Origin of the sequence: Agriterribacter humi (assembly GCF_009192765.1) — a bacterium.
In the GTDB taxonomy this organism is placed as follows: domain Bacteria; phylum Bacteroidota; class Bacteroidia; order Chitinophagales; family Chitinophagaceae; genus Agriterribacter; species Agriterribacter humi.
On the sequence record NZ_VOHQ01000019.1, the window covers coordinates 16,553 to 30,364 of the forward strand.

At 39.1% G+C, this 13,812-nt stretch carries 13 protein-coding genes; 5 read left to right on the forward strand and 8 right to left on the reverse strand.

Translation table 11 applies throughout. The annotated features are described in order from the left end of the window. Nucleotides 1–128: 128 nt before the first annotated feature. From FRX45_RS21690 to FRX45_RS21710, 5 genes are all read right to left on the reverse strand, one after another. On the reverse strand, nt 129–512 hold the full coding sequence (locus tag FRX45_RS21690; protein WP_152270589.1) for a DoxX family protein: 384 nt from the start codon (nt 510–512) through the stop codon (nt 129–131). Nucleotides 513–518: 6 nt separating this feature from the next. After that, nucleotides 519–986, reverse strand: coding sequence for an SRPBCC family protein (locus FRX45_RS21695; protein ID WP_152270590.1), 468 nt, complete (start codon nt 984–986; stop codon nt 519–521). A gap of 118 nt (nt 987–1,104) precedes the next feature. Beyond that, on the reverse strand, nt 1,105–1,443 hold the full coding sequence (locus FRX45_RS21700) for an ArsR/SmtB family transcription factor (RefSeq protein WP_152270591.1): 339 nt from the start codon (nt 1,441–1,443) through the stop codon (nt 1,105–1,107). Between the two features lie 210 nt (nt 1,444–1,653). Next, a complete protein-coding gene (locus FRX45_RS21705) occupies nt 1,654–2,943 on the reverse strand; it encodes a FecR family protein (RefSeq protein ID WP_152270592.1) in 1,290 nt (429 codons plus the stop codon). Between the two features lie 20 nt (nt 2,944–2,963). Further along, on the reverse strand, nt 2,964–3,551 hold the full coding sequence (locus tag FRX45_RS21710) for an RNA polymerase sigma factor (RefSeq protein WP_152270593.1): 588 nt from the start codon (nt 3,549–3,551) through the stop codon (nt 2,964–2,966). 359 nt (nt 3,552–3,910) lie between these two features. Here FRX45_RS21710 and FRX45_RS21715 point away from each other — a divergent pair, with 359 nt between their 5' ends. Further along, a complete protein-coding gene (locus FRX45_RS21715) occupies nt 3,911–4,372 on the forward strand; it encodes a MauE/DoxX family redox-associated membrane protein (RefSeq protein ID WP_152270594.1) in 462 nt (153 codons plus the stop codon). A gap of 63 nt (nt 4,373–4,435) precedes the next feature. Further along, nucleotides 4,436–4,702 (forward strand): hypothetical protein, encoded by a 267-nt coding sequence (locus tag FRX45_RS21720; RefSeq protein WP_152270595.1) that lies wholly within the window; start codon nt 4,436–4,438, stop codon nt 4,700–4,702. Nucleotides 4,703–4,792: 90 nt separating this feature from the next. On the opposite strand, the gene FRX45_RS21725 is transcribed toward FRX45_RS21720, so the two are convergent. Together FRX45_RS21725 and FRX45_RS21730 are read right to left on the reverse strand one after the other, a co-directional pair. Continuing rightward, nucleotides 4,793–6,301 (reverse strand): RagB/SusD family nutrient uptake outer membrane protein, encoded by a 1,509-nt coding sequence (locus FRX45_RS21725; RefSeq protein ID WP_152270596.1) that lies wholly within the window; start codon nt 6,299–6,301, stop codon nt 4,793–4,795. Nucleotides 6,302–6,314: 13 nt separating this feature from the next. Further along, entirely contained in the window at nt 6,315–9,338 is a 3,024-nt protein-coding gene (locus tag FRX45_RS21730) for a SusC/RagA family TonB-linked outer membrane protein (RefSeq protein ID WP_152270597.1), read from the reverse strand. A 523-nt stretch (nt 9,339–9,861) separates the two neighbouring features. Between FRX45_RS21730 and FRX45_RS21735 the strand changes: the two genes are divergently transcribed. Then, nucleotides 9,862–10,263: a hypothetical protein gene (locus FRX45_RS21735; RefSeq protein WP_152270598.1), complete on the forward strand. Its 402-nt coding sequence runs from the start codon at nt 9,862–9,864 to the stop codon at nt 10,261–10,263. A 44-nt stretch (nt 10,264–10,307) separates the two neighbouring features. On the opposite strand, the gene FRX45_RS21740 is transcribed toward FRX45_RS21735, so the two are convergent. Then, complete coding sequence (locus FRX45_RS21740) at nt 10,308–11,105, reverse strand: HEPN domain-containing protein (RefSeq protein WP_193311805.1); 798 nt, start codon at nt 11,103–11,105, stop codon at nt 10,308–10,310. Between the two features lie 640 nt (nt 11,106–11,745). Between FRX45_RS21740 and FRX45_RS21745 the strand changes: the two genes are divergently transcribed. Beyond that, the gene (locus FRX45_RS21745; RefSeq protein ID WP_152270600.1) at nt 11,746–12,390 is read left to right on the forward strand and encodes a hypothetical protein; all 645 of its coding nucleotides are present in this window, start codon (nt 11,746–11,748) and stop codon (nt 12,388–12,390) included. A gap of 519 nt (nt 12,391–12,909) precedes the next feature. After that, nucleotides 12,910–13,794, forward strand: coding sequence for a nucleoside triphosphate pyrophosphohydrolase family protein (locus FRX45_RS21750; protein WP_152270601.1), 885 nt, complete (start codon nt 12,910–12,912; stop codon nt 13,792–13,794). Nucleotides 13,795–13,812: the final 18 nt, after the last annotated feature.

The window sequence follows — 13,812 nt, forward strand, 5'->3', positions numbered from 1 at the left end:
TTTGGTAAAACCAATCCTTCATTTTAATTACAGACAAAACTAAGGCTCTTTACAAAAAAGGAAGGGGTGCCATTGCGACATTTACAGGGGGGGTGAAGCTCCAATACTGTGTGTTGCGCAAAATAAAGCTAACGGCTGAGCGCTGACAGCTTCCTGCTTTCCGGCCGGAAATACCACGATACCACTGTAAGGACGATTAATAATGTTGGCCCAAACAATGCTGTGGCGCTATCGCCCACGGCTATGTGCGAAATTATTGCTCCCGACATGGCAAAGAAAAAGCCGGCGTAGGCCCATTCTTTAACCAAAGGAAACCGCGGCACCAGCATGGCTATCACACCCAATATTTTCCATATACCCAGTATGGTTAACAGATACAGCGGGTAACCCAGGCGGGTCATCATGTCTGTTTCTTCTTTCATTTGAATGAGCTGTACTACTGCGGTAGATACCATTCCAAGGGCAAGCCATGCGGTAGCGATCCAATAGATGATCCTGTTTCTTTTTGACATCGTTTGTTATTTTAATTTGTTTACAATGTTCTGCAATTGGTCATGCGCCATATTAATGCCATAGGCAAAGGGAAGTTTGAGCTGCTGCTCCCTGTGCGCCGGGGAGCGGTAAATAATGTGCATGGTGAGCTTGCTGGTACCGGGGCTAAGCTGCTCAAAATCTATGAACTCAAGCTGCGCATCGAAACCGGCACTGTCCATTTCAAACGTGCGCACGATCTTTTGGTCCGGAACAACATCATGTATGGTTCCATGTGCTTTGAACAACACGCTTCCCTGCGGATCGCTGGTTTCAAACTGATAACCACCATGCTGTTTGTTTTCGAGTTTCAGCACTTTGGTGCCCATCCATTGTTCCACTATGCCGGCTTCTGTATAGGCCCTGAACAATAATGCCACGGGCAGGTCAAATTCCCTGGTAATGGTTAAATCCTGTTTGCCGTCTTCGGCGTGGATCTTTGTTTTACGTTCCATATGATGCTATTTTTTTGTTTTGTATTTTTTCACTTTGAAATATCGCCTCACCCCAACCCTCTCCTCGCGGAGAGGGAGTGGCTGAATAATATAATCGGTCATGCAGCTCTGCCAAAAATCATTTCTTCTTTCCCGAGGGATTATTTATGCTCCGTTTCATGATAGATTCCAGTTTATTGAAGCGGTCGTCCCACATGTTGCGGAAGGGTTCAATGAAGTCGGCTATTGTTTTCATCTTTTTGGGATTTAAATGATAATAAATTTCCCTGCCGGTTTGCTCCTGTTTCAGCAGTTCACACTCGGTGAGGATCTGTATGTGTTTGGAAATGGTTTGCCGCGACGAGTTAAAATGCTCCGCGATGGCGCCGGGTGTCATGGCATGTACCGCCAGCAGGGTAATGATCGCCCGGCGCGTCGGATCGGCTATGGCCTGGAAAACATCTCTACGTAAATCCATTATGCAGCTATTTGACTGCAAATATATATGCAGTCATTTAACTGCACAAATTTTATTTTTAGGATATGGGGTCGAAGGGAATTGTTACTGGGCGTGTCCCTGTAAACAGGATGCTGATTTGAAGGGAGATGGAGAATGAATTTTTGTATCAATTGCCGGGCACAGCCAGGCTGCATTTTATAGCAGCCAGGTGAGACATAGTTGAGTACCTCATTTTTTCCGGTATCGCCACATAACCATAGCCTCTGCCTGTCTTTCCTTTTTCTTGGGATCGCAAAAGCTGATCATTCCATTGCGCTCATATATCGTGAGCCCTGCCTGTCGCATAACGGCATAGGCCTGCTCCACCGGGGCCCGGTAACAAATGCTTGTATTAACCCGCATGTTTTTAGGAATACAATTGATGTTCTGAACGGTAAACCCATACCAGCGACTCATGTCTAATACAAACTGCCGCAAAGAAACGTTGCGGTAATTGCGGTTTGCCTTTGTCCATGCCAATGCTTCTCCAACATCACTATTGCGTTTAAAAAATAAGGAATCCGCTATAGCATCGTTGATTTTACCGTAGCTTTTAACAATGGTTTGATCTCCCGGGCAGTCTATGTCTTTTTTGTGAATGCCCCGCCTGCTGAATGTTACCAGGCTGCCACTGATAAGCGTGGTTTTGGTATAACCGGGAAGAGCGGAAACGGCAAAATCACCCCTGCCGGTTTGTAACTGACCGTTGTATGTTTCAACCACCAGCTTTTCAGGCTTTCCTTTGCCCGGCATTTCAATATAGGCTTCCCCGCTGAGTTGCACATAACAGATATCCTGGTCTGTATCCATAAAGGGGAACCGCAAAGAAGAGCCTGCATTCAGGTGAATGCTGGTGCTGCCCGGCAGTTTTATAATGTACTGCCGGCGCGCCGCTGTAAGCACTTCCACGAACCGGCTTTTTGTAGTATCCACAGGCGTTGTTCCGGGCAGGGGAGTCAATACCAGCACGCCCGGGGCTTCCTGGCGGATCTCAAGGTTGTTGATCCGCTTAACTAACCCCATGGAACTACTATCAACAGTTAAAATGGTAGTATCACCCCACCGGATGGTGCAGGCAAATTCCGATCCCGGTATTTCGCTCCGGGAGGGTATATCCCCGCAAGCACCTGTCGTATTGTTGCCTGTCCATTTTTCAAATATAAAATGGTTGACCGCCATCACCAGCAGCAGCAACAGGCAGGCGGCTCCGGCCATCCTGAAGTATAACAGCATTTTTTTATTGCGCCGTATGCTTTGCGCATCGCTGGTGATCTTTGCAAAATCGGGCGTCCAACCTTTTAAAGTATCGGCTGGCTGCTGCTTTCCTATGGCATACAATACCTCTGCGGTCATGTTGAGCAGTTCTTCTTCTTCATATATTTTCCAGCAGGCTTTCAGCCGCTCAAGCTCAACACCTGTTATGGAGCCCGCTGCATATTTTTTGATCAGTTCTTTAACGTAACCAGGTTGATGGATCATTGTAATTTCTTTTAACATCCTCAAATAAAAAGGCTGCTTAATGCATCACTCATATAACTTTTAATTTTTTTCAAAGCCCGGCTCAACTGGTTTTTTACGGTTTGTACGGATACGCCGAATTGTAAAGCGATCTGTTTATGCGGCACTTCTTCTATTTTGCTGAGCAGTAATATATTTCTCTCCTGTGGAGGAAGCTTTTCCGCAGCCTTCATAAAAAGCTCCTCCAGTTCTTTACGCTCTGTCTCCCTGTCCGTATAGTCGTTCCCCGCTAAGGATAGATGCTTTTCCAACGGCTCTGTATAATATTTTTTTTGCGCTCTCACTTTATCAATAGCGATATGATGGGCGATGGTCATCAGCCAGGATAAAGGCTTTTCTTTTCCGGCGGCTTCCTCCCTTTGCGTCCACAATACCAGCATGGTTTCTGCAATAACATCTTTAATAAGCTCCTCATCACGGCGGATGTAGTTTTTAATGTACAGGACAAGAACGGTTTTGAAGGTTTTGTAAATGGCCGATAATGCCGCTTCAGCCGGCATCCCCGTTCCGGAATGGGTTCCCAACTGCCTGAAAAGATTGAAGTCGTCATATGTAAGTATTTCCTCCATAACATACTGTTAGCCGGTGATAGCCTGCGAAAAACAGGTCAATTGAAATTCAATCGCTGATGCCTTACCAAAAAAGTTCAAAAAAAGTTGCACTTCGGATGGTACGAAACCTGTTTTTTTTCGAGTCTATATGTAGGATGATGTACAGAAGAGCAGTAAACCGTAGCAGGTACTGCCAAGATAGAAAGAATGTTTCAAAAAACAAAAGGAATTGCCTGGAAATGTCTGCAGAAAAAATGACGGACATTACGGATCGCCTACTGTCTAACCGGTGGCCGTTACCCTTAGCAGGATTGGTATTTTCCTGGCCATGCCGGCGGAATGCGTACATTTTATGATAACATTTTAACGGAAGCTTTATGCGAATAACCAAATGGTTATATGAATTTGTTTGCCTCGTTCTGATCTTGAATTTCTTTTACGAGGGTATTCAAAAGCTGGCCTATTCAGATGCATACGGTTTTTGGATAACGCATGCTCCTGTAATCAAAAAATTTGGAGCAGTGCTTCAATATGCGGTACCGCTCATTGAAATCGCTATAGCTATCCTGCTGATAATTGCCCGTTACAGAAGCATAGCGTTCATTGCGATCATAGTCGCAGAGATTGTATTCATTCTTTGGGTAATGAGCGTTTATTTATTTACCGGTTACCTGTTCTGGCCCTATGATACTTTGTGGGATGATGCTACCTGGATGCAAAAAATGATCTATAGTTTGATACTGGCATGGCTGGCCTTTGCCGCAATATCATACAACGGAAAGAAAGAAATTGAACACAAAAAAAACTTATTGCGCAATACATCCGCAAACGTTAACTAACGCGGAAAGGGGAACCGAAAACCTTTAACAGAGTAGGGTATTTATTCACTTAAATTTCATTTTATGAAAAAGTTTAAAATGTTGGTTGTAGGAAGTGCATTGTTGATCGTAACCATCAGTGTTTTTGCCGGAAGGGCTAAATTCGTAAATTCAACAATTTATGCTTGGGATGGCACAAATTTGCACCAGTTAACTGGTAACGCACCACTTGTTGATCTTATGACAGGAGGAACAAACCAGATTATTACAGCTACGGGAGCAAGCGGTACTTACACGCTCTATTCCGATGCATCCCATACGATACCGATTCGATCAGCAAATGGATTCTAAATTTACTAAGGCCGGCAGCTTATTTTGTGAATCATGGCCTCAGATATTTAAAGATTTATTTTATGTTGTCGGCCTTGTTCTATCTTCTATTCAATAACCCGGATTTTGAAAAAGATTGGGGTCCGTTTTTATATCATTTAACGGGATAGGATACAATGTGGCATAATTATTCCAATCAGGTTTAATAGGGGACAATACAGCATTGGCTCTCTCCGTTCGTTTTAAATCCAACCAGCGATGCCCCCACTCAGCAAAAAGCTCAATTTTTCTCTCTTGTTCTACAGCAGAAAGTACTTGGTCTTTGGTGAGAGTAAAGGGTAAATCAACCAAACCTGCTCTATTCCGTATTTCATTTAGGTCTGCGATTGCCTCACTTAAAAAATTTTGGTTGGCCTTCGCTTCCGCCCGGATTAAATAAACTTCAGCTAACCGAAGTACGATATAGTATTCTTTGTACGGGTTGTTTGGTGCCGCTTGTGATGGGCCTTCCTTATATTTTTTGGGGTAAAAATACTTCACTCCGTTATAGATTACACTATCTATCCAATAGTATCTTCTTAAATCCTCAGGTTCAAAAGAGCTTAATAATGTACCGTTCAAATAGCAAAAAGGGTTTGCGGTTATTGATCTCGGTATTAGTAAATACCCCTCCGGCGTGGCATTATATGTATTGGTTGAATTGCTCTGCTTTAATTGCCATATAGCTTCTTTACTGTCATACAAGAATACATTATTGAGATTGCCTTCTAAGTTAAACGTATTTGTTTCATTTATTACCTTGGTAGCATTTTCATCTGCGTTACCCCAGTCTTTTAAATATAGATATGTTCTTGCTAAAAGAGCGGCTGCCGCCCATTTTGTAGGAAATATCCTTTCATTATTTCCCATTAAAAAGTCTGGCGATAATAAATTATTTGCGTCTTTTAAATCGGAAATGATCGCCTTATATACTTCTGAAGCTGGTGATCGTGATAACAGGCTTGTATTGTGCCAATTTAAAGAAGTGACCAATGGTATATCTCCAAATAAATTAGTCAAATAAAAATTGCAAAAAGCTCTTATAAATTTTGCTTCACCGAGTAATTCTTTTTTTATAGAATCGTCAACTAAGGTCGAGTTATTTATCTTCTCAATTATTGCATTAGCATTATAGATCGTTGAGTAGGCATTTTTCCAAAAGCTATTATACACCATATTATTGGTGGAAAGCAATTTATTGTTCATGAACTGAGCGTATAATGAAGTAGCAGTTTGGTCAAAAGGTACTAGTTCGTCGGAACTCATACCGCACAAAACAGTCATCGAGGAGCTTGCAAAACCTGAACTTGAGTTTATTGCGCCCGTGTTTATTAGATTGTAGTATAAATTGGTAGTAGCTGCAATTGCTTGATCATTAGCGCTAAAAACTTGGGACGTTGTAATGGATCCGACCGGTGATTTAATTTCAATTATCTTTTTACAAGAGAAAAAGGATAATAGGGTTACTAAACACAAAATGAATATACTGAACTTGTATATTGTGCCGGTAGAAGGAGTTGATTTTCCATTTTTAAAATCGGGCGCTGTGATATAGAGGTTACATTTATTGAAATGTTGCATAGATATAAATATTTTAAAAATTGCAAGAAATTCCTGCTGTTATAATTCTTGGTAAAGGGATTACTGTGAAATTTTGAATTTCAGGGTCTAACCCGTTATACTTGCTTATTATAAAAAGATTATTCCCCTGTAAGTATATTTTGAAATTTGATAATTTCAGTTTTTTCAGGTTTTTTCCAGGGAAAAAATAGGCTAAAGAAAGGTTTTGAAGACGAATGAATGAAGCATTTGTATAAGCAGCATCTGAAAACAGTTGATAATTTATAAATGAGTTGTTTGCATAGGGGTTTGTGGTAAAAAATGAAATATCAGTTATATCATTTGGCTTTTGCCATCTTTTTAAAACTGAAATAGGCTGATTTGAATTGTCACCCGGTGCATTTAATGCGCTTATGGCATTTAAGCCTATCTGTTTTTTAAAATAAAAAAATATTGAAAACTCCCAATTCTTAAATTTAATTGTATTGGTGAAACCTCCGTCATACTTTGGGCTTAAATCATAAGGATATTGATCATCAGGTATTCTACCGCTATTATCAATAGTTATTTGTCCATCTTTATTTTTATCTTCAAACATATATAATCCTGTTTGTGGATCAACCCCTAAATAATGTAGTGATTTTCGAGTGTTTAATGATTTGCCTATTACATACATGCTTACATAAGGAGATTGCTCGAAATTAGGGTAGGAAAGAAGCTTATTTCGGTTGATACCGATGTTAAACTTTGTTGACCAGGTGAAGGTCTTATTTTCAATTATTTTCCCATTTAATACAAATTCTAATCCTGTATTTTGAACATTTGCAGGGCTATTCGATACTACTATCGGAAAACCAGTCAAAATTGGGGTAGGAAAGGGGACTAACTGATTATTGCATCTGTTCCTGTACCAGGAGACATCAAATGTAATTTTATCGTTTATAAATCCTAATAGCAAGTTGATCTCCAGCTTTTTGTTGACTTCCCAATGCAAAAGTGAATCATTATGACCAATAGGATTTAGAGGCAATATATTATTATAAGTATAACGCTGATAGGCCCAACGGCTCAGATATTGATAATCTGCAATTTGATCACCGCCGATGCTGCCATAGCTGACTTTCAGTTTTCCTGTGCTTAAAAATTTCAGATTTTGTTTCAACCAGTTTTCTTCACTGACTAACCAGGCGGCTCCTATTGATCCAAAATTTCCGAACTGCCGGCCCGGGCCAAATTTTGATGATCCATCTCTTCGGAAGTTTGCATTAAGAATGTATTTATTTTTCAAGGTATAGTTAAACCTTGCGAAGACTGCACCATATTTATATTCTCCTTCGCTATTGCTTGCAGATCGAACCGGTGCATTTGTAACTGATGTTAGCAAAACATCATTTGTAAACCCTTCACCGTATAAGCTGGCGGAACTTGTTTTATTTATTTGAAAAGATCCTCCAATCATTGAAGATAATTTCCCTTTTCCCACAAATGTTTCATATTCAACTTGCGGCTCAATTATTAGATTATTTATGAATGAGTATCCAATTGAAGTACTCCCCTTGGGGTTATAGGCAGGATTTTGAGAAGATATTGGAATTATATAAGATTGCTCTGTTTGAATATTGTTGTAGCCAATATTTGCTTTAAGTTTTAAACCCTTGACAATTTCAAGCCCTGTTGTCAAACTACTATTGAGAAATTTGGTGGAAAAGCTATAGGGTTGCTTAAGGTTACTAAATGGGTAGGAATAATCTAAAGGAGCCCATCCGGCAAAATTCAGGTTCCCATTGTCATCAAAGACACTTGGAGCATTAGGAGGCAGGTTTATGGCTCCCGGGATAAAGATCATGTCACTTGAAACCACTGAATAACTTCCGGAAAAACCAATATCAAACTTTTGGTTGAGTGTTTTATGATTCAAATTCAGTGCAGTTGAAAATCGTTTATTTGCTCCACTTGCAGTTAAAATTTCTTTTTGTATTCTGTACCCTGAAGTTATTCTGAATGTTGTACGGGGATTTCCACCTGCCAATCCTATTTGAGCATCTGTTACTTTTCCGATACCACCCCATAAGTATTTTTGCCAATTTGTATAGCGTGTGGTATCCCACAGTGTTAAATCCGGAGCATTATTTATATCGGGCGCTAACCCGCCGTTCAATAGTGCTTCTTTACGCATTAAAATATACTGTCGCGTATTAAGCATATTATAATAGCGAGGCGTTTCACTGACACCGGTATTAATATTTATTTCAAATTTTGTTTTTCCGGCTCGGCCCTTTTTTGTTGTAATTAGTACAACACCATTGCTCGCGCGAGAACCATATATGGCAGTGGCGTCAGCATCTTTGAGAACTTCAATGCTTTCGATATCGGATGGATTAATACTAAAGAAAGGGCTTTGGCCTTTAGCAGGACTTAAAATTCCAGTTTGGATTACTCCTTGTGAACCGTATAAATAGTTGTCATTGCCTTGCAAATCCAGAATCGTAATAGGTACACCGTCCACAATATATAAAGGGTCAGATGGTACATTGGGATTAATTGTGTTTCTTCCCCTAACTTCTATTTTTAGTGTGCCACTTGCAAATCCACTTACGTTTGTTACTACTACACCAGCCATTTGGCCTTTGAGTGCTTCAATTGGATTCATGACTGGTTGCCTGCCTATATCTTCACTTGTAATTTTTCCAATATTTCCTGTCGACAGCCTCTTACTTGTAGTACCATATCCTTGCACAACCACCTTGTCCAATTCGTTTTCTGCTTGCTTTAGCACAATGTTGAAAATGGACTGATCCTTTACTGCAACAGTCTGGCTGCTGTAACCTACAAAGCTGATCTGCAGGATGTCATTAGGCGCCACATTTTTTAGGAGGAACTGTCCCCTGGCATTTGTAACAGTTCCCCTGCCATTTTTAATGGTAACATTGGCATTGGCAAGCGACTCGCTCCGCTCGTTGATAACTTTACCAGTTATATCTTTTCCGGGTGATGGTTGGGCGAACGAGCTGAAACAGAAAAAAAGAAGTATCACCCCAATATAGTTGAGTAGTTTCATTGCAGTAGTTGGGTTAATTAACAAAGTGGGTTAACGAATAAAAACCGGCAGGTAAGGGGCTGCCATGAGAAAACACCCCCCGCCACCGGCATAAAGTATAGGGATTATTTACACCGGGTTCTTTGGCTTACGGGCGAAGAGGATTTTAAACTTTAAGAGAAAAACAGGAACAGGAATGGATATAAAAAAACGGGGAAGAGCACGCGCTGATGCATGCCCCGGATGTGTATAAAAAATTAAGGCAGGGCTTACTTCTTCTATACCGAAGCGTGAGAAAATGCTCCTGGCAGAGACAGATAAAAATAAGCCCCGACACTTAATGTGTTTAGTATGTCTATTTTCTTTCCTACTCATATCTGTAGTTTCTCACGCTTTCGGTATGAGCTTCAGGAAATAAATGCTTTACTAAGACTGGCCAAATTTAATAAAAAATACTTAAAAGTAAATAAAATATTTACTAATAGTAAACATATTGTAAATCAATATTTTAGAATATACGCATGACAATGGCAAATTTTGAAGAATGAAAATTCATATCGGTGAGGTTATAAAGAAGTTTGCTAAAACTGTTAAGATTGATAATATGGATACGTTCTGTATGGAGAGGTTAAATATGACCAAACAGAATTATTATCGGGCCATAAAACAGGAGAGTATGAATACCGATATGTTGGTGACATTTTGTTCTGCTTTCAATCATGATTTCTTTCAATATTATTATAATTTCGAGCCGTTAAAGTCGATTGGAAAAGTGGAGTTAAAGAGATTGAAGGAAGATAATATAGAATTAAACTTAGCTATAGAACGAAAAGAAGATTTATTGAAGGACTATGAACGCAAGATTGTTCTTTTAAAAGAAGAAAACTCTCAATTGAAAGAGAGAAACTCTCTTAGTAAAAATTCCTCACGTCAAAAGAAAAAATAATATCAATGAAGCTTTGAGGAAGCAGCTCATTTACAATATTCAGATCAGGCCAAAGAAGCAGTCTTCTCCTTGCAGATTTTTTCGACGATGGGTATCATTAAAGTAATTCTGTCAATAAGCATTTGTAGTTCGCCTTCTGTTATTGTAAAGTCTTCCCTGTAACGGGCATCTATATATCCCTGCTTAAGCAATTCAAACAAATGCTTTTCATGGTTGTCTGTTTCAGCCCGGAAAACATGGAATAATTCCTCTGAATAAGTTTTGGATTTTTTACGGAGCTTCCACAGATTGTGGGTTTTCGGCTTATAATCAGTAAAAACTAATAATGTTGTATAGTAAAGACTTTCTGTTGCCTGGTGTAATTCAAAAGTTGCGATTTTTAAATCGCCTTCATTTTTATAAAACTTTGACCCTTTTAGAAATTTCTGTCCTTGAGGAAACCAAGTATCAAAATACCGCTGTGCTTTCTCTTTCTTCTCTGAATTAGTTAGCTCTCTGGGTTCTACAAATTGCACTGTTCCCTTGTTATAAAGTAAAATACCTTCCTTCACAATATCCACCCAAAAATATTCTCCCCATCCCAGCCCTTTGTTGATGTAGTCTATTTCGTGTATTTCCATGTTCACGGGCGGCTTAAACCGTTCTGCCAGATCCATTACCCGGCTTTCCTGCACATAGGCTTTTTCGGGGTTGTTTTTTGTTACCACCAGGAAATCATAGTCGCTTATATATTCGTAAGTAGTACCCTTAGAAACATACCTGTGTTCCACAAAAGTTCCTTTTGCATGGCTGCCAAACAGGATGATCATTTCAGGATTCACCACTTCCTTAATAATCTCCATTATTCTAATGATTTCAGCTTGTTTCTGTTCCGGTAAATGTTCCAGGGAGGTCCTCATGGCTATAAAGGTAAAAAATCTGTTAATACTGTCTTACATACAATTGTACAGGTTATTGATTAAAAGATAAAATAAAGATCCCGGACAGGAATGCCCGGGATGTTGCTAACCTATGAAAAACACCAAAGAGATGTATATGACGACTTTCTATTTACAAGATATGTAAGATTTAGAGAAATTGCAGTGCCTGGTTGAAAATTTCAAATTCTTTTCAAATCTTATTTTTTCGTGGCGGGGTGGGGGAGGGAAGAGGTAATTGAGACATACCCCCAAGATGGAGTGGGGCTTTGGGCTCTATGTTGAAGTATGTTGCAACGATCCGGACAGCCAGGGGAGTTGCTAAAAAACCTGTACCGGGTCGGGCTACTACGGGTTCGCTATCGCTCCAGTGTTGCGCACGGGCCCGGCCCCGCCGCTCTACGTATTCCTGTCCCTATCCTTACCGTTCGGGTGGACGGCTGAGTCATTCAGGAGGTACTCACGGGCCTTTACAATTACTCGTATTTCCAATACAGAACTTCATGCATGTCCTAAAGTCGCAGGAACCAATGATTTTAGGTATATTCGAGAAAGGCCTATTCACATGAAAAAGATTCGATCTTTTGCAAAATACATATGGAATGATCCGGTATGGAATAAAGTTTTAGCGGTTGTTATTTGTAATGGATCATCTACAATATGGTCTTTCGTTGTTGCTCAAACAACAAAATTAACATTTGTACAGGCTTTTCGAGCGTTTTGGTCTTTTAAGCTTCCTATATATTACATCTTGATTACGGTAACTGCCCTGTGCATTTTGAGCATAGCCAGATATTATCAACGAAAAAAAAAAGCGGAGATGCAGGCTAAAGAAGCAATGAAAACTCCGCTAAGGATATACTCTGCCATTGAAATACAAAAGAATAAAGTAGGTGACCATGATATGGATGCCCTTATTGAAGCTTTAAAAACTCAAATTTTCCGATTAGGCAAAACAGGTCAAAATTATAATGCCTTTGAAATATTTCTAAACTGGTATCCTCATTTACTAACAGGAATACCTGATCAAGTTTACGATGATAGAACAGAATTATTGATAAGATGCGCTCGAGTTCTTGAAGCGTATGGACTTATAAAACGTAAGGTGTGGGGAGCGGGTACTAATATAGATTTGTTGTTGCTGACTCCAATCGGGATTGAATTTTACACAAAACTTCAGCAACAATATCAAAAATCCTCACTTAAATAATTCGACTTCATATAAGAATGATGTGATGACTGTTCATTCATCCGGACTATGCCTGGAATTAGCATTGCAAGTTGTTGAGAATCTTAGCAACACAATATTACAGCGAGGACACAAAGCCCTAAGTTGCTTTCGTTAGGTGATCTTAACCTTATAATCGCCTGCTGTTTCATTTGTTGATGACGGCTATACTCAGCCCTACTTAAAAAGATCAACAACTGAGAAAAAAAATTTTGAGTAGATAAAAAATGTTTCTATATTGGTACAAGTAATCCATCAATCTGCTGACAATCCTAAACCGTTACCCAATTTCATAATATTGTTTCGAGTACTCATCTGAATTATTCGGCGGAACTTTACGGAAAAAACTATGAACCGTTTCAAAGTGACGAAAAGCCTCGTGGTTAGCAAATTTTCAATAAGAAAATAACTGCTTTCTACTTCAAGTGCTAGTGACGGCTATATTCAATTATAAATCTCAAGCGCTGACAACGATTAAAAATTAAATAGTTAATAAAACATATGGAATTCAATTTATATCAGCAAGAAGCTGCTAGAACAATTCAAAAAAATACCACAGACGAGCGATTGACAGAAATTGTTCCTTTTTTAGGAATAATCGGAGAAATAGGATCGGTTGTTACACAGTTAAAAATTAAATTCAGAGATGGCAAGTCTTATGTCGCTTACAAAGCCAAACTGGCCGAGGAACTTGGTGACGTACTTTGGTACATTTCGGCAATTGCCACCCAAAACGATTTAGAATTGGAAGGAATTGCAAAAAAAAATTTAGAAAAAATTCATGACAGATTTTTAGCTGACGATCCAGATGTTTTCACAGATTTTGATTTGAAATATCCAGAAAAAGAGAGATTTCCGGATGAATTTGAAATTGAATTTCAATCGTATAAAGAAGCTGACAAAAATAAACTTAAGATTATTGACAAAAGAAATAATAAACCAATCGGAGACCCATTAACTGATAATACTTATGAAGAAGACGGTTATCGGTTTCATGATATTTTTCATTATGGATATCTAGCTATTTTAGGGTGGTCTCCAGTATTAAGAAAGCTACTTTCCCTGAAAAGAAAGAGCAGTCCGGAAACAGATGAAAATGAAGATGGAGCTAGATCTCAAATTACGGAGGAGTTAGTATCCTTATTTATTTATCATCATGCTTTAGATCATGATTTATTAAAGTATAGCTATAGTGTTGATTCTGGAATTATAAAAAAGGTTCAAGGCTTAGTTAAAAAAACAGAAGTAAAAGATTGTAGTGGTAAGCAATGGGAAAAAGCGATTTTAAATTCCTACGAAGTGTTTAATAAATTGCGTGAAAATGATGGAGGTAGAGTACTTGTGAGTAAGAAAAACAGGTCTCTTATCTATTTAGGGAAAAAATGATTTAGTAAGAGAAATAAT